The 17,753-nt window shown below is 59.9% G+C and carries 17 protein-coding genes; 15 read left to right on the top strand and 2 right to left on the bottom strand.

The window, feature by feature from the left end; translation table 11 throughout:
• Positions 1–159: 159 nt before the first annotated feature.
• The 8 genes from puuE (at position 160) to ACM6IK_RS28115 (ending at position 8,306) form a co-directional block, all read left to right on the top strand.
• Entirely contained in the window at positions 160–1,086 is a 927-nt protein-coding gene (gene puuE, locus ACM6IK_RS28080) for an allantoinase PuuE (RefSeq protein WP_007988146.1), read from the top strand.
• On the top strand, positions 1,083–1,598 hold the full coding sequence (gene uraD, locus ACM6IK_RS28085; RefSeq protein ID WP_414876885.1) for a 2-oxo-4-hydroxy-4-carboxy-5-ureidoimidazoline decarboxylase: 516 nt from the start codon (positions 1,083–1,085) through the stop codon (positions 1,596–1,598). The genes puuE and uraD overlap by 4 nt, the downstream gene beginning before the upstream one ends.
• An 88-nt stretch (positions 1,599–1,686) precedes the next feature.
• Complete coding sequence (alc, locus tag ACM6IK_RS28090) at positions 1,687–2,682, top strand: allantoicase (RefSeq protein WP_007988149.1); 996 nt, start codon at positions 1,687–1,689, stop codon at positions 2,680–2,682.
• A 142-nt stretch (positions 2,683–2,824) separates the two neighbouring features.
• Positions 2,825–3,328, top strand: coding sequence for an ureidoglycolate lyase (locus tag ACM6IK_RS28095; RefSeq protein WP_108218985.1), 504 nt, complete (start codon positions 2,825–2,827; stop codon positions 3,326–3,328).
• Between the two features lie 50 nt (positions 3,329–3,378).
• On the top strand, positions 3,379–4,680 hold the full coding sequence (locus tag ACM6IK_RS28100) for a urate hydroxylase PuuD (RefSeq protein ID WP_414876886.1): 1,302 nt from the start codon (positions 3,379–3,381) through the stop codon (positions 4,678–4,680).
• Positions 4,681–4,842: 162 nt separating this feature from the next.
• Positions 4,843–6,201 (top strand): nucleobase:cation symporter-2 family protein, encoded by a 1,359-nt coding sequence (locus tag ACM6IK_RS28105; RefSeq protein WP_414876887.1) that lies wholly within the window; start codon positions 4,843–4,845, stop codon positions 6,199–6,201.
• Between the two features lie 157 nt (positions 6,202–6,358).
• Entirely contained in the window at positions 6,359–7,144 is a 786-nt protein-coding gene (locus ACM6IK_RS28110; RefSeq protein WP_414876888.1) for a hypothetical protein, read from the top strand.
• Positions 7,145–7,520: 376 nt separating this feature from the next.
• On the top strand, positions 7,521–8,306 hold the full coding sequence (locus ACM6IK_RS28115; RefSeq protein ID WP_150724586.1) for an outer membrane protein OmpK: 786 nt from the start codon (positions 7,521–7,523) through the stop codon (positions 8,304–8,306).
• A 114-nt stretch (positions 8,307–8,420) separates the two neighbouring features.
• Here ACM6IK_RS28115 and ACM6IK_RS28120 read toward each other — a convergent pair whose 3' ends face one another.
• Positions 8,421–9,593 carry a patatin-like phospholipase family protein gene (locus ACM6IK_RS28120; protein ID WP_414876889.1) on the bottom strand — a complete coding sequence of 391 codons (1,173 nt, stop codon included), beginning with the start codon at positions 9,591–9,593 and terminating at the stop codon, positions 8,421–8,423.
• Positions 9,594–9,770: 177 nt separating this feature from the next.
• Positions 9,771–10,703: a lipid A biosynthesis lauroyl acyltransferase gene (locus tag ACM6IK_RS28125; protein ID WP_414876890.1), complete on the bottom strand. Its 933-nt coding sequence runs from the start codon at positions 10,701–10,703 to the stop codon at positions 9,771–9,773.
• Between the two features lie 118 nt (positions 10,704–10,821).
• On the opposite strand from ACM6IK_RS28125, the gene minC reads away from it, so the two are divergent.
• The 7 genes from minC (at position 10,822) to ACM6IK_RS28160 (ending at position 17,750) form a co-directional block, all read left to right on the top strand.
• Positions 10,822–11,559, top strand: a complete 738-nt coding sequence (gene minC, locus ACM6IK_RS28130; protein WP_414876891.1) for a septum site-determining protein MinC — start codon at positions 10,822–10,824, stop codon at positions 11,557–11,559.
• 202 nt (positions 11,560–11,761) lie between these two features.
• The gene (gene minD, locus ACM6IK_RS28135) at positions 11,762–12,574 is read left to right on the top strand and encodes a septum site-determining protein MinD (protein ID WP_414876892.1); all 813 of its coding nucleotides are present in this window, start codon (positions 11,762–11,764) and stop codon (positions 12,572–12,574) included.
• Positions 12,574–12,828 carry a cell division topological specificity factor MinE gene (gene minE / locus ACM6IK_RS28140; RefSeq protein WP_108218992.1) on the top strand — a complete coding sequence of 85 codons (255 nt, stop codon included), beginning with the start codon at positions 12,574–12,576 and terminating at the stop codon, positions 12,826–12,828. Before minD ends, minE begins: the two co-directional genes overlap by 1 nt.
• Positions 12,829–13,017: 189 nt before the next feature.
• Entirely contained in the window at positions 13,018–13,653 is a 636-nt protein-coding gene (locus ACM6IK_RS28145) for an RluA family pseudouridine synthase (protein ID WP_090324073.1), read from the top strand.
• A 214-nt stretch (positions 13,654–13,867) separates the two neighbouring features.
• Positions 13,868–15,157 (top strand): M18 family aminopeptidase, encoded by a 1,290-nt coding sequence (locus ACM6IK_RS28150; RefSeq protein WP_414876893.1) that lies wholly within the window; start codon positions 13,868–13,870, stop codon positions 15,155–15,157.
• A 182-nt stretch (positions 15,158–15,339) separates the two neighbouring features.
• Positions 15,340–15,516 (top strand): hypothetical protein, encoded by a 177-nt coding sequence (locus tag ACM6IK_RS28155; RefSeq protein ID WP_177413295.1) that lies wholly within the window; start codon positions 15,340–15,342, stop codon positions 15,514–15,516.
• Positions 15,517–15,593: 77 nt separating this feature from the next.
• Positions 15,594–17,750: a mechanosensitive ion channel family protein gene (locus ACM6IK_RS28160; RefSeq protein WP_414876894.1), complete on the top strand. Its 2,157-nt coding sequence runs from the start codon at positions 15,594–15,596 to the stop codon at positions 17,748–17,750.
• Positions 17,751–17,753 lie beyond the last annotated feature (3 nt).

Here is a 17,753-nt window from a genome sequence, read left to right on the forward strand (position 1 = left end):
GCAGTAAAAGATGACAGTCGGTGAAAAATGCGAAAATTCAGGCTTACAAATTGAATATAAAGTTGTATACAATCAGCCCATCGCTGTGACGCCAGCCTGCCATCCAGTTTTCAGCTGCGTCACACCAACCGTCATCATCGAACAAGAAGGAAGCCTGCAGTGAGCGCTGACTACCCACGCGACCTGGTCGGTTACGGCAGTAACCCTCCTCACCCACACTGGCCGGGCAATGCCCGCATTGCCTTGTCGTTCGTACTCAATTACGAAGAAGGCGGCGAGCGCAACATCCTGCACGGCGACAAAGAATCCGAGGCGTTCCTCTCGGAAATGGTTTCAGCCCAGCCGCTGCAAGGCGCGCGCAACATGAGCATGGAATCCCTCTACGAGTATGGCAGCCGTGCCGGCGTGTGGCGGATCCTCAAGCTGTTCAAGGAATTCGACATTCCGCTGACCATCTTCGCCGTGGCCATGGCCGCCCAGCGTCACCCGGACGTGATCCGCGCCATGGTCGATGCCGGCCACGAGATCTGCAGCCACGGCTATCGCTGGATCGACTACCAGTACATGGACGAAGCCCAGGAACGCGAGCACATGCTCGAAGCGATCCGCATCCTCACCGAAATCACCGGTGAACGCCCACTGGGCTGGTACACCGGCCGCACCGGCCCGAACACCCGTCGCCTGGTGATGGAAGAAGGTGGTTTCCTCTATGACTGCGACACCTACGACGACGACCTGCCCTACTGGGAGCCGAACAACCCGACCGGCAAGCCGCACCTGGTGATCCCTTACACCCTGGACACCAACGACATGCGCTTCACCCAGGTCCAGGGTTTCAACAAGGGCGATGACTTCTTCGAATACCTCAAGGATGCGTTCGACGTGCTCTACGCCGAAGGCGCCGAGGCACCGAAAATGCTCTCGATCGGCCTGCACTGCCGCCTGATCGGCCGTCCGGCGCGCCTGGCTTCACTCAAGCGCTTTATCGAATACGCTAAAAGTCATGAACAGGTGTGGTTCAGCCGTCGCGTCGACATCGCGCGCCACTGGCAAGAAACCCACCCGTACCAAGGGGCTGCCAAATGAGCACCTTTCAAACCGTCAAACCATCGACCCTCGGCCGCGACGCTTTTGTCGCCGCTTTCGCCGACATCTACGAACACTCGCCATGGGTGGCCGAGAAGGCCTTCGACCTGGGTCAGGACGCTTCGATCGACCAGATCGAAACCCTGCACCAGCGCATGAGCGACATCCTGCTCCGCGCCGATCACCTAAGCCAACTGGCCCTGATCAATGCTCACCCGGACCTGGCCGGCAAAGCTGCCGTCCAGGGCCATCTGACCGCAGCCAGCACTGAAGAACAGTCTGGCGCGGGTATTCACCAATGCACGGCCGAAGAGTTCCAGCGCTTCACCGAGCTGAACGACGCCTACAAAGCCAAGTTCAAGTTTCCCTTCATCATGGCGGTAAAAGGCAGCAACCGGCATCAGATCCTCGCGGCGTTCGAAACGCGCATCCACAACCCGGTCGACACCGAGTTCAAGTGTGCGCTGGCAGAGATCAACAAGATCGCCCTGTTCCGATTACTGACCCTATAGCAAGCCTGACCCGACGTTGATGAACGCAAAAAAACGCTCCGGGCCTTGCAAGCATCCCAAGCCACTTATTTAAAGGCAGACAAGAAGAATGAAAGCTTACGCCGTACCTTTCGAGAAGTTCGTCAACCTGGCCGATGCCCGTCTGGGCACCAAAATCATCTCGGTCACCGATGACTGGTTCGCAGACGCCAACCGTCTGTTCCAACCGACCCCGGCCGTATGGAAGGAGGGCGTGTTCGATGACAACGGCAAGTGGATGGACGGCTGGGAATCGCGTCGCAAGCGCTTCGAAGGCTTCGACAGCGCAGTGATCCGCCTGGGTGTGCCGGGTTCGATCAAGGGCGTCGACATCGACACTTCATTCTTCACCGGCAACTTCCCGCCCTCGGCTTCCCTGGAAGCCTGCTTCCTGGCCTCGGGCGAGCCTGATGAAAACACCCAGTGGACTGAAGTGCTGTCCGCCGTCGAGCTGCAAGGCAACAGCCACCACTACCACGAAATCAACAACGACCAGGCGTTCAGCCACCTGCGCTTCAACATCTACCCGGATGGCGGCGTGGCCCGTCTGCGTGTGTACGGTGTGCCGTTCCGCGACTGGTCGGCGATCGGCGACAACGAGCAGGTCGACCTGGCCGCAGCCCTCAACGGTGGCCGCGCCCTCGCCTGCTCCGATGAACACTTCGGCCGCATGAGTAACATCCTCAACCCGGGCCGTGGCATCAACATGGGCGACGGCTGGGAAACCGCGCGTCGCCGTACCCCGGGCAATGACTGGGTGATCGTCGCGCTGGGCCATGCCGGTGAAGTCGAGAAAGTCATCGTCGACACCCTGCACTTCAAGGGCAACTACCCGGACAGCTGCTCGATCCAGGGCGCCTTCGTCAAGGGCGGTACCGACAGCCAGATCGAAACCCAGTCGCTGTTCTGGCGCGAACTGCTGCCAAGCCAGAAGCTGGAAATGCACGCCGAACACACCTTCGCCGAGCAGATCAAGGCACTGGGCCCGATCACCCACATCCGCCTGAACGTGTTCCCGGATGGAGGCGTGAGCCGCCTGCGGGTATTGGGCAAGGTAGCGAAGTAATGCTGAGCCTGTAGGAGCGAGCCTGCTCGCGAAAAACCCAAGGACACCGCGTTCATCCTGGATGCACGCGTTATCGTTGACGACCATCGCGAGCAGGCTCGCTCCTACAAAGAACCACAAACACTAAACAAAGAAGAACAGCATGCGCACACTGACGATTGAACCGCTGACCAAAGAAGCCTTCGCCCCTTTCGGTGACGTGATCGAAACCGACGGCAGCGATCACTTCATGATCAACAACGGTTCGACCATGCGCTTCCATAAACTGGCGACGGTGGAAACTGCTACGCCAGAGGACAAGGCGATCATCAGCATCTTCCGCGCCGACGCGCAGGACATGCCGCTGACCGTCTGCATGCTGGAGCGTCACCCGCTGGGCAGCCAGGCTTTCATTCCGCTGCTCGGCAACCCCTTTCTGATCGTGGTCGCGCCAGTTGGCGATGAACCTGTATCAGGCTTGGTCCGCGCCTTCGTCACCAACGGCAGGCAGGGCATTAATTACCATCGCGGCGTCTGGCACCACCCGGTGCTGACGATCGAAAAGCGGGATGACTTCCTGGTGGTTGATCGCAGTGGCACAGGCAATAACTGCGATGAGCATTTTTTCAAAGAGGATGAGCGTTTGATCCTCGCCCCCCACCAATAAGAGAAGGCCTGATCACTCGACAACAGAGTGACAGGCGAGAGGTAAAGACTGTGGAAGCACATCTGTTGGAATGGCTGAACCTGAGCGTGCGCTGGGTTCACATGATTACTGGCGTGGCCTGGATCGGTGCGTCGTTCTATTTCGTCTGGCTGGAAAACAACCTCAATCGGGTCAATCCGAAAAACGGGCTGGCCGGTGATTTGTGGGCAATCCACGGTGGCGGTATCTACCACCTGGAAAAATACAAACTGGCTCCACCGACCATGCCGGACAACCTGCACTGGTTCAAATGGGAAGCCTACTTCACCTGGCTGTCGGGGGTCGCGCTGCTGTGCGTGGTGTTCTACTCCAACCCGACGCTCTACCTGCTGGCTCCGGGCAGCACCCTGAGCGGTCCTGAAGGCGTGGCCATCGGTCTCGGCTCGCTGTTCATTGGCTGGTTCATCTACTCCTTCCTGTGCGACTCGGCCCTGGGCAAACGCCCTGCCCTGCTAGGCGCAATCCTGTTCGTCCTGATCATCGGCGCGGCCTACGGCTTCAGCAAAGTGTTCAGCGGTCGGGGTGCATACCTGCACGTCGGCGCGATCATCGGCACCATCATGGTCGGCAACGTGTTCCGCATCATCATGCCGGCGCAACGCGCACTGGTCGCGGCGATCGCCGAGAACCGCACGCCGGATCCGGCGCTGCCGGCCAAAGGCCTGCTGCGTTCGCGTCACAACAACTACTTCACCTTGCCAGTGCTGTTCATCATGATCAGCAACCACTTCCCGAGCACCTACGGCAGCCAGTACAACTGGTTGATCCTGGCCGGGATCGCGGTACTGGCGGTGTTGGTGCGTCACTACTTCAACACCCGTCACGACAGCCACAAGTTTGCCTGGACTCTTCCAGTCGCAGCCGTCGGCATGATCAGCCTGGCTTACGTCACCGGCCCTGCGCCGCTGAACAGCCCGGAAGTGGCCAAGGCACCCGCCAGGATCGAATACCAGCCGCTGCCGGAAACAGCAGTGGGTGGCGGTTTGAAACCGGCTGAAGCCAAACCCGCAGAAGCGCCTGCTGCCGCACCGGTGCAAGCGTCCAGCACAGGCCCTGGTTTTGACAAAGTGCACAGCGTGATTCAGGAACGTTGCGCGGTTTGCCATTCGGCCAAGCCGACCAGCCCGCTGTTCAGTGCGGCCCCTGCCGGTGTGATGTTTGACACCCCCGAGCAGATCCGCCAGAACGCACCGCGGATTCAGGCGCAAGCCGTCACCAGCCAGATCATGCCACTGGGCAACATCACCCAGATGACCCAGCAGGAACGTGACCTGATCGGTGCCTGGATTGTGCAGGGCGCCCAGACCAATTAATCGTTAAAAGCTTCGCTGGCAAGCCAGCTCCTACAGATTTGTGTCGTTCATCGATCATACGACCGGCCTGAAACCTGTAGGAGCTGGCTTGCCAGCGAATGGCCGCGCCGCGGTCCACCTGATGCACAAAATCAAAAGAATAAAAAAGATCCGAGGTGTTGCATGTCCGAGCTCTCCACAGCGCGCATCCCCGACGCACCCGCCATTCAGCGCTTGCCCCTTTTGCAACTGATCCTGGTCGGTTTGCAACATGTTCTGCTGATGTACGGTGGCGCCATCGCGGTTCCGCTGATCATCGGACAGGCCGCTGGCCTGAGTCGTGAAGAAATCGCCTTCCTGATCAACGCCGACCTGCTGGTGGCGGGTATTGCCACCATCGTCCAGTCCCTCGGCATCGGCCCCATGGGCATTCGCATGCCGGTGATGATGGGCGCCAGTTTCGCTGCCGTCGGCAGCATGGTCGCCATGGCCGGCATGCCCGGCATCGGCCTGCAAGGGATCTTCGGCGCGACCATCGCCGCCGGTTTCTTCGGCATGCTCATCGCGCCGTTCATGTCCAGGGTCGTGCGCTTCTTCCCGCCGCTGGTGACCGGCACGGTCATCACTTCGATCGGTTTGTCGCTGTTCCCCGTGGCCGTCAATTGGGCCGGCGGCGGTGCTGGCGCCGCTCAATTCGGTTCGCCGATCTACTTGACCATCGCCGCCCTGGTACTGGGCACCATTTTGCTGGTGCACCGCTTCATGCGCGGCTTCTGGGTCAATATTTCCGTGCTGATCGGCATGTGCCTGGGCTACGTGCTCTGTGGCCTGCTTGGCATGGTCGACCTCAGTGGCATGGCTCAGGCACCCTGGCTGCAATTCGTCACTCCCCTGCACTTCGGTATGCCGAAATTCGAACTCGCGCCGATCCTGTCGATGTGCCTGGTGGTGGTGATCATTTTCGTCGAGTCCACCGGGATGTTTCTTGCGCTGGGCAAGATCACCGGCCAGGAAGTCTGCCCTCGGATGCTGCGTCGCGGCTTGCTGTGCGATGCCGGCGCGTCGTTCTTCGCCGGGTTCTTCAACACCTTCACCCATTCCTCCTTCGCCCAGAACATCGGCCTGGTGCAGATGACCGGCGTGCGTTGCCGCTCGGTGACCATCGTTGCCGGCGGGTTGCTGATTGTCCTGAGCCTGCTGCCCAAGGCCGCGTTTTTGGTGGCGTCGATTCCTCCGGCAGTACTGGGTGGCGCAGCGATTGCGATGTTCGGCATGGTCGCCGCTACCGGGATCAAGATTCTCCAGGAAGCCGACATCGGTGACCGTCGCAACCAGTTGCTGGTGGCGGTGAGCATCGGCATGGGTCTGATCCCGGTTGTACGCCCGGAATTTTTCGCCCACCTGCCCGTGTGGATGAGCCCGATCACCCACAGCGGCATCGCCATGGCCACCCTCAGCGCGCTGACGCTGAACCTGTTGTTCAACATCCTGGGTGGCGCCGAACGCGCGACCATCAACGACTGTCAGGCCCATACGCATTAATACAGCAGCCACAAAACCTGTGGGAGCGAGCTTGCTCGCGATAGCGTCGGTTCAGTCAACGTAGATGTTGAATGTCATACCGTCATCGCGAGCAAGCTCGCTCCCACAGGTCAGTCGCAGCCTGCGCCTCAAAAATAAAAACAAGAGGGAGCAACAGATGATTCGGACACAAACCAACTTGTTGTTGAGTGGCGGCCTGCTGGCCGCGAGTCAGGCCATGGCCGGCGATTTATTGCTGTGGCAGACCAACAGCCTGAGCTACTTGTACGGCAAGGACTTCGTGGTCAACCCGTCGATCCAGCAGACCATTACCTTTGAACACGCCGACCGTTGGAAGTACGGCGACAACTTCATGTTCATCGACAGCACTTACTACAACGGCGAAAAAGACCGCAACAAAGGTGCTCACGCCTACTACGGCGAGTTCAGTCCGCGCCTCTCCCTGGGCAAGATCCTCGACCGCCGTTTCGAATTCGGCCCGATCAAGGACGTTCTGCTGGCGATGACCTACGAGAACGGCGAAGACGACACCGAGGCCTACCTGATCGGCCCCGGTTTCGATCTAGCGGTACCGGGCTTCAATTTTTTCACCTTGAACTTCTATTACCGCCAGACCGAAGGCTCGCGTCCCGGCGACGATGTCTGGCAGATTACGCCGGCCTGGTCCTACACCCTGCCATTGGGCAACTCGAACCTGCTGATCGACGGCTACATGGATTGGGTAGTGGATAACGACCAGAACTCACATGGCACTTATCACGCCAACCTGCACTTCAACCCGCAGATCAAGTACGACCTGGGCAAGGCCATGGGCTGGCGGGAGAAACAGGTGTACGTCGGCGTCGAATACAGCTACTGGAAAGACAAGTACGGCATCGAAAACAGTTCCAGCTTCGACACCAACGAAAACACCACCAGCCTGCTGGTGAAGGTGCATTTCTGATGCTGCCCCGCAACCGTGCCCCAGACCTGTCGTCGGTGCGCCGTTGCGGAGCACTTGAGACCTGTCCTAGGAGTCAGTATTCTCCGCGGCCGCCCGAATCCGGTTTAAAAAAAAGCCCGGATGTAAAACCTGACCATAAAGCCAACTTATCCCGGCTCTGGCAGGCACCAAGGCACTCCAAAACCCCTCTCAATCGACCGCTTTTGAGCCGCCGAACGGGAGTTTTTTTGCTTTTTGAAAGCCTTGGCTCAGCTCTTGCTAACAGCACTAAAGCTGACCGAATGGATGATTTTTTAGCGCTACAGAAACAGGCGCCACACCAGAGCGCTGACTTAAAAAAATAACGTGGAACCACCTACTTTTTGGGAGCAACCGAATGAAACGTACGTGCACTAGCCTGATGCTGGCGGGATCATTGCTGGCGGGGGGTCAGGCCATGGCCGGCGACTTGCTGCAATGGCAGAACAACAGCCTGAGCTACCTCTATGGCAAGGACTTCCAGGTCAACCCGCGCATCCAGCAGACGGTGACCTTTGAACACGCCGATGGCTGGAAGTACGGCGACAACTTCTTCTTCATCGACAAGATCTTCTACAACGGCAAGGAAGACCATTTCGCGGGCGAGAACAGCCATTACGGCGAGCTCAGTCCGCGCCTGTCGTTCAACAAGATCTTCGACCAGAAGTTCGAGTTCGGCCCGATCAAGGACGTGCTGCTGGCCATGACCTACGAGTTCGGTGAAGACGATACCGAGTCCTACCTGATCGGCCCTGGCTTCGATCTGGCCATCCCGGGCTTCGACTACTTCCAGTTGAACTTCTACAACCGCCACACCGAAGGCGACCGCCCGGGCGACGACATCTGGCAGGTCTCGCCGGTCTGGTCCTACACCATCCCGGTGGGTGGCTCGGATGTGCTGATCGACGGCTTCATGGACTGGGTCGTCGACAACGATGTCAACAGCAAAGGCGAATACCACGCCAACCTGCACTTCAACCCACAGGTCAAATATGACCTGGGCAAGGCGTTGAACCTGGGTGCCAAGCAACTGTACGTCGGTGTCGAGTACGACTACTGGAAAAACAAGTACGGGATTGAAGACAGCCAGGGCTTCAAGACTGATCAGAGTGTGACCAGTTTCCTGGTCAAGGTTCACTTCTGATCATGTAGGAGCGAGCTTGCTCGCGATGGACTTCAGGGCAACGCGTTGAATCAGGAAACACGCGTTATCGTTAACGTCCATCGCGAGCAAGCTCGCTCCTACAGACCGCCTATCTCAAGCCGAAACCACAGGCTCCGCCAATCCGAGAAACCTGCACAACTCCCCGCGCTTGGCCAACGCATCGCGCCGCCCCAGTTCGATCAACTCGCTGCAATACCCCGCCTCGAACAACAGATAGCTCAGCACCCCTGCCCCGCTGGTCTTGGTCGCACCCGGCCCACGCAGGAACAGGCGCAGTGCTGCCGGCAATTCCTGACGATGTCGCGCGGCAATCTCGTCGATTGGCTGGCTTGGTGAAATCACCAGTACGTCCACCGGCGCCACGCCCAATGTACGGGTCGGCGTGCCGTCGGGCATCAGGTGACTGAACTGGTTCAGGCGCTGCAACAACTCGATGTCGCTTTCCAGGCTGTCAATGAACGTACTGTTGAGCATGTGCCCGCCAATCTGCGCCAGGGTCGGCTGCTGACCGGTGTAGCTGCGCAGCAAGGGTTGTTGCGGGTCGACGCCGCGGGGGTTGCCGCTGACGCCCACCACCAGCACCCGACTGGCGCCCAGATGCAGCGCCGGACTGATCGGCGCCGACTGACGCACCGCGCCATCACCGAAATACTCTTCGCCGATTTTCACCGGGGCGAACAGCAGCGGAATGGCCGAACTGGCGAGTAGATGCTCAACGGACAGTTGGGTGGGAACGCCGATGCGTCGATGGCGCAACCAGGCCTCGATCTTGCCACCCCCCTGATAGAAGGTGACGGCCTGGCCGGACTCATAGCCGAACGCGGTGACTGCCACTGCATGCAATTGTTGCTGTGCGATCGCTTCGGCGATGCCGCCCATATGCAGCTTGTCGCTGAGCAAGTCCCGCAGCGGAGAACTGTTGAGCAGCGCCACCGGCATGTGCTTACCGATGCCGAGCAAACTGTGGCTGACAAAGCGGCTGGCCTGGTGGATCACCCCGGGCCAGTCGCTGCGCAACACCAGATGACTGCGAAAGCCCTGCCAGAAGGCCGTCAGGCGTTCGATGGCGTTACGAAAGTCCATTGCCCCGCTGGCGAGGCTGACAGCATTGATCGCGCCGGCCGAGGTGCCGACGATCACCGGAAACGGGTTGCTCGCCCCCGGCGGCAGCAATTCGGCAATCGCCGCCAGAACGCCAACCTGATAGGCCGCCCGAGCCCCGCCGCCGGAAAGAATCAACCCTGTAACCGGTTCGCCTGGACTCATGCACAACACTCCATGGTGCTTGATGGGATTTCGTTGTTACGACCTATTCCCTTGTGGGAGCGAGCTTGCTCCGGGTGGCGTTCCGACGATGGTAGCCAACGATAACGCGGGGCACCTGACGCCCCGCGGCGTTTTTACGACCATCGCGAGCAAGCTCGCTCCTACAGAGAGCGGGATTCAGACACGTTTGGCGTACAGCTTCGGCTCGCCCGGTGGACGGCTCTTGAAGCGACGATGAGCCCACAGGTATTGCTCGGGATGCTCCCGCAGAACGCTTTCGATCCATTGGTTGATGCGGATGCAGTCGTCTTCTTCGGTTTCGCCGGGGAAGCCTTCGAGCGGCGCATGGATCACCAGGCGATATCCGCTGCCGTCCGCCAGACGCTCCTGGGTGAACGGCACCACCAGCGCCTTGCCCAGCCGCGCAAACTTGCTCGTGGCGGTGACGGTCGCAGCCTGAATACCGAACAGCGGCACAAAAACACTTTGCTTGGCGCCGTAGTCCTGATCCGGCGCGTACCAGATCGCCCGGCCCGAGCGCAGCAATTTGAGCATGCCGCGCACGTCTTCGCGCTCCACCGCCAGCGAATCGAGGTTGTGCCGCTCGCGGCCCTGGCGCTGGATGTAGTCGAACAGCGGATTCTTGTGCTCGCGGTACATGCCGTCGATGGTGTGCTGTTGGCCGAGCAGCGCGGCACCGATTTCCAGCGTCGTGAAATGCAGCGCCATCAGGATCACGCCCTTGCCTTCGCGCTGAGCCTTTTGCAAATGCTCCAGCCCTTCGACATGAGCCAGGGTCGCCAGGCGCTTGCGCGACCACCACCAGCTCATCGCCATCTCAAAAAAAGCGATGCCGGTGGAGGCGAAGTTCTCCTTGAGCAGGCGCTTGCGTTCGGCGGCGGTTTTTTCAGGAAAACACAGTTCCAGGTTGCGCTTGGCAATGCGCCGTCTGTCGCCAGCCACGCGATACATCAATGCGCCCAGTACGCGGCCGATTCCCAGCAGTGCCGGATACGGCAACTGGACAATCAGCCACAACAGCCCCAAGCCACACCACAGCGGCCAGAAACGTGGAGATAAAAATGCTTTTCGAAAACGCGGGCGGTCCATTAATGCTTCCGGAATGACAATGGCCGCGCATTCTACATCGTTCGACCCGGCTTGCGGCCTGCGGGCGTTCTCGTTATAAGTCTCGGCACTTTTAGTGACAAGTCGTTGTATGCCGACCATGAGCCAAACCGAACCGCTAGACCAAGATCCCGTGTTCCAGTTGAAGGGCAGCATGCTGGCCATTACGGTGCTGGAACTGGCCCGTAACGACCTCGAAAGCCTTGATCGACAACTGGCCGCCAAGGTCGCCCTGGCGCCCAACTTCTTCAGCAACGCGCCGCTGGTACTGGCCCTGGACAAACTCCCGGCCAACGAAGGCGCGGTCGATCTGCCAGGGCTGATGCGCGTTTGCCGCCAGCACGGCCTGCGTACCCTGGCGATCCGCGCCAGCCGCATCGAAGACATTGCCGCCGCCATTGCTGTCGACCTGCCGGTGCTGCCACCGTCCGGCGCCCGGGAGCGTCCACTGGACCTGACCGAAGGCGAACCGAAGAAAAAACCGGAAAAACCGCCCGAGCCGAGCATCAAACCGACGAAAATCATCACCTCGCCAGTACGTGGTGGCCAGCAGATCTATGCCCAGGGCAGCGATCTGGTGGTGATCTCCTCGGTCAGCCCGGGGGCGGAACTTCTCGCCGATGGCAACATCCATGTATACGGCCCGATGCGCGGTCGCGTGTTGGCCGGCGTCAAGGGCGACGCCAAGGCGCGGATTTTCTGTCAGCAAATGAGTGCTGAACTGATTTCCATCGCCGGGCATTACAAGGTTTCCGAAGACCTGCGCCGCGACCCTCTATGGGGTTCGGGTGTGCAGGTCAGCCTGTCCGGCGACGTGTTGAACATCATTCGGCTTTAACGGATACTGCCGCATTTTCCAAGCATCTCTAAAACGTAGCGAAAACGGCTCAAACGAAGTAGGAAAAAGGCCGAAAGCAGTGTTTACCGGGGGTAAACGCCGCTCAAAACCGGATTCCAGCCAAGGCTGTCCGACTGCAGTAGTTTTTCAGGAGATGTTTTTCAGGGACTGAAAAGTCCTTCTTCCTTAGGGGTGAAACACCTTGGCCAAGATTCTCGTGGTTACATCCGGCAAGGGTGGTGTGGGTAAGACCACCACCAGCGCCGCTATCGGTACCGGCCTCGCTCTGCGCGGCCACAAAACAGTTATCGTCGACTTCGACGTGGGTTTGCGTAACCTCGACCTGATCATGGGCTGCGAGCGCCGCGTGGTGTATGACTTCGTCAACGTGGTCAACGGCGAAGCCAACCTGCAACAGGCCCTGATCAAAGACAAGCGCCTGGAAAACCTCTACGTGCTGGCCGCCAGCCAGACCCGCGACAAAGACGCGCTGACCGTCGAAGGCGTGGAAAAAGTCCTGATGGCACTGAAGGAAGACTTCGAATTCGTGGTCTGCGACTCCCCGGCAGGCATCGAGAAAGGCGCCCACTTGGCCATGTACTTCGCGGATGAAGCGATTGTCGTGACCAACCCGGAAGTGTCCTCGGTACGTGACTCGGACCGCATGCTGGGCCTCCTGGCCAGCAAGTCCCGTCGTGCCGAACGTGGCGAAGAGCAGATCAAGGAACACCTGCTGATTACCCGCTACCACCCGGAGCGAGTCGAAAAAGGCGAAATGCTCAGCGTCGAAGACGTCAAGGAAATCCTCTCGATCAAACTGCTCGGTGTGATCCCGGAATCCCAAGCGGTGCTCAAGGCTTCCAACCAGGGCGTGCCAGTGATTCTTGATGATCAGAGCGACGCAGGTCAGGCCTATAGCGACACGGTTGATCGCCTCTTGGGCAAAGAAAAGGAACATCGTTTTCTCGATGTAACGAAGAAGGGATTCTTCGAGCGCCTGTTTGGAGGTCGGTAATGAACCTTTTTGACTTCTTTCGTGCCAACAAAAAGCAAAACACCGCGTCGGTAGCGAAAGAGCGTCTACAGATCATCGTGGCGCACGAACGCGGCCAACGCAGTACCCCGGACTACCTGCCAGCCTTGCAGAAGGAACTGGTCGAGGTGATCCGCAAGTACGTCAATATCGGGTCCGATGACGTGCATGTCGCACTGGAAAGCCAGGGCAGTTGCTCGATTCTGGAACTCAACATCACCCTGCCAGATCGCTGAGTCGATTCGTCAGGAGCCACGGCGGCTCGATCACTTGGGCGCCCCACTTTGTAGGAGCCGGCTTGCCGGCGATGCATACAGCGCGTTGCAACAGTTACCACGCGTTGATGCTTTCGCTGGCAAGCCAGCTCCTACAGTAGGGTCTCAAGTGATCGAGCCGCCGTTGGCGTTTGTTACGAGGCTGTTTTAATGCCGTTGTCCAACATCCACATCATCCATCAGGATGCCGCCGTACTGGTGGTGAACAAACCGACCCTGTTGCTCTCCGTCCCCGGCCGGGCCGATGACAACAAGGACTGCCTGATTACCCGCCTGCAAGAAAACGGCTACCCGGAAGCACGCATCGTCCATCGGCTGGACTGGGAGACTTCCGGCATTATCCTGCTGGCCCGCGACCCGGATACCCATCGCGAACTGTCCCGGCAATTTCACGACCGTGAAACCGAAAAGGCCTACACCGCCCTGTGCTGGGGCCAGCCGGAACTGGACAGCGGCAGCATCGACCTGCCCTTGCGCTACGACCCGCCGACCAAGCCACGGCATGTGGTCGATCACGAATTCGGCAAACATGCGCTGACCTTCTGGCGCGTGCTCGAGCGTTGCGGCGACTGGTGCCGCGTTGAGCTGACACCGATCACTGGCCGTTCCCACCAGTTGCGCGTGCACATGCTCTCGATCGGTCATCCACTGCTGGGTGACGGGCTCTATGCCCATGAACAGGCTTTGGCGGCCTGGCCACGCCTGTGCCTGCACGCCAGCATGCTCAGCTTCACCCATCCCCAGACCGGTGAGCGCCTGCGCTTCGAGTGTCCGGCACCGTTTTAGGCGCAAGTACACAAAACCCTGTGGGAGCGAGCTTGCTCGCGATGAGGCAGGCACATCCAACATTGATGCTGGCGACACTCCGCCATCGCGAGCAAGCTCGCTCCCACAGGGATCTCCTCCAGATTCGATTTCGATGACCAGCCCCACATTCAGTGCGACGCCATTTACCAAGCCAATACGTTAAACTGGCGCCACTGCTGTCTGGAGCTACTTTATGCGCGAAGAGTTGAACCAAGGCCTGATCGATTTCCTCAAGGCCTCCCCTACCCCGTTCCATGCCACCGCCAGCCTTGTTCAGCGTCTGGAAGCGGCGGGCTATCAACGCCTCGACGAGCGCGAGCCGTGGAATACCGAAACCAACGGTCGCTACTACGTCACCCGCAACGACTCTTCGATTGTCGCGATCAAAATGGGCCGCCATTCACCGTTGCACGGCGGCATTCGCCTGGTCGGCGCCCACACCGACAGCCCGTGCCTGCGGGTCAAGCCGCAACCGGAACTGCAACGCCAGGGTTTCTGGCAATTGGGCGTCGAAGTCTATGGCGGCGCGCTGCTGGCACCCTGGTTCGACCGCGACCTGTCCCTGGCGGGCCGCGTAACCTTCCGGCGTGATGGCAAGGTCGAAAGCCAGTTGATCGACTTCAAGGCTCCGGTCGCGATCATTCCGAACCTGGCGATTCACCTCAACCGTGAAGCCAACATGGGCTGGGCCATCAACGCACAGACCGAATTGCCGCCGATCCTCGCGCAATTTGCCGGTGACGAGCGCGTGGACTTCCGCGCAGTGCTCACCGATCAACTCGCCCGCGAACACGGCCTGAACGCTGATGTGGTGCTCGATTACGAGTTGAGTTTCTACGACACTCAAAGCGCTGCGGTCATTGGTTTGCATGGCGACTTCATCGCTGGCGCGCGCCTGGACAACCTGCTGTCGTGCTACGCCGGCCTGCAAGCGCTGCTGACAACCGACACCGACGAGACCTGCGTGCTGGTCTGCAACGACCACGAAGAAGTCGGTTCCTGCTCGGCGTGTGGTGCCGACGGCCCGATGCTCGAGCAAACCTTGCGTCGCCTGTTGCCTGAAGGTGATGAATTGGTACGCACCATTCAGAAATCCCTGCTGGTTTCGGCTGACAACGCCCACGGCGTGCACCCCAACTACGCCGACAAACACGATGCCAACCACGGACCGAAACTCAACGCCGGCCCGGTGATCAAGGTCAACAGCAACCAACGCTACGCCACCAACAGCGAAACCGCCGGGTTCTTCCGTCATCTGTGCATGGCTGAAGAAGTGCCGGTGCAGAGTTTCGTGGTGCGCAGCGACATGGGCTGTGGTTCGACCATCGGCCCGATCACCGCCAGCCACCTGGGCGTGCGCACCGTGGACATCGGTCTGCCGACGTTCGCCATGCACTCGATCCGCGAACTGTGCGGCAGCCATGACCTGGCGCATCTGGTCAAGGTGCTGAGCGCGTTCTACGCCTGCAGCGAGTTGCCGTAACAATACCCTGTAGGAGCGAGCTTGCTCCGGGCGGCGTTCCGACGATGGTAGCCAACGATAACGCGGGGCACCTGACACCCCGCGGTGCTTTCACGACCATCGCGAGCGAGCTCGCTCCTACAGACAACACCGCGCAAAAAAGCCGCCTAGACTCCAGGTATCCCTCCGACAAGGCCGTCACCATGATCTCGATGTCTACCTTCCACGCCATGCTGGTCCCGATCCTTGCCGGGATGATCATGCTGGCCGTCGGCTTCAACTTCCGCGATAAAAACGCCGGCGTGTTCGGCATGTGGATCGGCATGCTGACCATTCTCGCAACCGTGGTGATCAAGATCCTCGCCAAACTCAACGAATAATTCATCGCCCTTGGCTCGCATTGATTTTGACAGGCTCGTACACTCGCCGATCCGCTCCCTGCGAGGTTGACCGCCTAGTGTTCGCTCGTCTTTTCGCCCTGCCGTGTATTTTCCTTGCCTGCCTGATCGCGCTGCTGTCAGTGGCGCCTGCCCAGGCGGCCGGACTGCCAGGCCTGCTCGGCAGCCAGGCCAAGACCCAGCCCGAAGCACAGGAACCACTGGGGCAATCCCTGGACGAAGTGATCAAGTCTCTGGAGAACGATCAGCAACGTACCAAGCTGCTGACCGATCTGAAAAAGCTCCGTGACACCACCAAAAAGGCTCAACCAACGACCGAGGAAGGCGTGCTGGGCCTGATTGGCGGAACCCTGGCCAACATCGAGAAGAATTTTTCCGGCGACGACAGTCCGCTCACGCGCTGGTCCAGTGAGTTCGATCAGGCCAGGGAAGAGCTGGTGGCGCTGGCGCTGCCGGCCAATGAATGGCTGCCCATGCTGTTCGCCTTTGCCATGATCCTGATGGTCTGGAGCCTGCTGGCCGCCGCCCTGATCTGGATCAGCCACCGCGTGCGGATGCGTTTCGGCCTGACCGAAGAACTGCCGCAACATCCCCGGGCCTTGGACATGCTGCGCTTCGCCTTGCGCAAACTCGGGCCATGGCTGATTGCCCTGGTGATCACGGTCTACATGAGTTACGCCCTGCCCTCGTCCCTGGGCAAAAGCCTGGCCATGGTACTGGCCTATGCACTGGTGGTCGGCACCTGCTTCTCAGCCATCTGCGTGATTGCCTTTTCCCTGCTCGACGGCCCGCACCGCCACCGCGCCCTGTACATCCTGCGGCACCAGGCGTTTCGGCCGCTGTGGCTGATCGGCAGCTTCGCCGCGTTTGGCGAAGCGCTGAGTGACCCGCGACTGGTCGACAGCCTCGGCAGCCATCTGGCCCATACCGCTGCGACTGTCGCCAATGTCCTGGCAGCGCTGTCCACAGGGCGATTCATTCTGCGCTTCCGCCGGCCGATCGCTCACTTGATCCGCAACCAGCCGTTGTCCCGACGCCTGACCCGCCGCGCCCTCAACGACACCCTGTCGATCCTCGGCACCTTCTGGTACGTGCCGGCGTTGGTGCTGGTGGCCATCTCCCTGTTCGCCACCTTTATTTCCGCTGGCGACACCAGCACCGCCCTGCGCCAGTCGCTGATCTGCACCGTTTTGCTGGTGTTGTGCATGGTCATCAACGGCCTGGTACGCCGCTACGCCCTCAAACCCCAGCACGGCATCCGGCGTTACGCCGTGTATTCGGAACGGCTGAAAAATTTTTTCTACACCATCGTTCATCTGCTGGTGTGGCTGGCCTTCATCGAGCTTGGCCTGCGGGTCTGGGGCATGTCGTTGATCCGCTTCACCGAAGGCGACGGCCACGACATCAGCGTCAAACTGTTCAGCCTCGCCGGCACGCTGCTGTTCGCCTGGCTGATCTGGATTCTCAGCGACACCGCCGTGCATCACGCGCTGACCCGCTCGCGCAAAGGCCTGGCCAATGCCCGCGCGCAGACGATGATGCCGCTGATCCGCAACGTGCTGTTCGTGGCGATTTTCATCATCGCGCTGATCGTTGCCCTGGCGAACATGGGCATGAACGTCACGCCACTGCTGGCCGGTGCCGGCGTGATCGGCCTGGCCATCGGTTTTGGTGCACAGTCGCTGGTAGCCGACCTGATTACCGGGTTGTTCATCATCATCGAAGACTCCCTGGCCATCGACGACTACGTGGATGTCGGCGGCCACCTCGGCACGGTCGAAGGCCTGACCATCCGCACCGTGCGCTTGCGGGACATCGACGGCATCGTCCACACCATTCCATTCAGCGAAATCAAAAGCATCAAGAACTACTCCCGGGAATTCGGCTACGCGATCTTTCGGGTCGCGGTGCCGGCCAGCATGGACATCGACAACGCAATCAAACTGATGCGCGAAGTTGGTCAGAAAATGCGCACCGACCCGCTGCAACGGCGCAATATCTGGTCACCACTGGAGTTTCAGGGGGTGGAAAGTTTTGAGTCGGGCAATGCGATCCTTCGCGCCCGCTTCAAGACCGCGCCCATCAAGCAGTGGGAAGTGTCGCGAGCGTTCAATCTGTCACTCAAGCGGCACATGGATGAAGCCGGGCTGGACCTGGCGACACCGCGGATGAGTATCCAGGTGATGACCGCTGGTGGTGGCTCGCAGGATGAATAACCT

It is taken from the genome of Pseudomonas sp. IT-196MI5, from assembly GCF_949767415.1.
In the GTDB taxonomy this organism is placed as follows: Bacteria; Pseudomonadota; Gammaproteobacteria; order Pseudomonadales; family Pseudomonadaceae; genus Aquipseudomonas.

Coding starts and splice junctions, on each gene's coding strand:
- ACM6IK_RS28125 (WP_414876890.1), bottom strand. CDS start 10,703: ATGGACCGCCCGCGTTTTCGAAAAGCATTTTTATCTCCACGTTTCTGG.
- ACM6IK_RS28155 (WP_177413295.1), top strand. CDS start 15,340: ATGATCTCGATGTCTACCTTCCACGCCATGCTGGTCCCGATCCTTGCC.
- uraD (WP_414876885.1), top strand. CDS start 1,083: ATGAGCACCTTTCAAACCGTCAAACCATCGACCCTCGGCCGCGACGCT.
- ACM6IK_RS28095 (WP_108218985.1), top strand. CDS start 2,825: ATGCGCACACTGACGATTGAACCGCTGACCAAAGAAGCCTTCGCCCCT.
- ACM6IK_RS28110 (WP_414876888.1), top strand. CDS start 6,359: ATGATTCGGACACAAACCAACTTGTTGTTGAGTGGCGGCCTGCTGGCC.
- minE (WP_108218992.1), top strand. CDS start 12,574: ATGAACCTTTTTGACTTCTTTCGTGCCAACAAAAAGCAAAACACCGCG.
- ACM6IK_RS28120 (WP_414876889.1), bottom strand. CDS start 9,593: ATGAGTCCAGGCGAACCGGTTACAGGGTTGATTCTTTCCGGCGGCGGG.
- ACM6IK_RS28115 (WP_150724586.1), top strand. CDS start 7,521: ATGAAACGTACGTGCACTAGCCTGATGCTGGCGGGATCATTGCTGGCG.
- ACM6IK_RS28145 (WP_090324073.1), top strand. CDS start 13,018: ATGCCGTTGTCCAACATCCACATCATCCATCAGGATGCCGCCGTACTG.
- alc (WP_007988149.1), top strand. CDS start 1,687: ATGAAAGCTTACGCCGTACCTTTCGAGAAGTTCGTCAACCTGGCCGAT.
- ACM6IK_RS28150 (WP_414876893.1), top strand. CDS start 13,868: ATGCGCGAAGAGTTGAACCAAGGCCTGATCGATTTCCTCAAGGCCTCC.
- ACM6IK_RS28105 (WP_414876887.1), top strand. CDS start 4,843: ATGTCCGAGCTCTCCACAGCGCGCATCCCCGACGCACCCGCCATTCAG.
- minC (WP_414876891.1), top strand. CDS start 10,822: ATGAGCCAAACCGAACCGCTAGACCAAGATCCCGTGTTCCAGTTGAAG.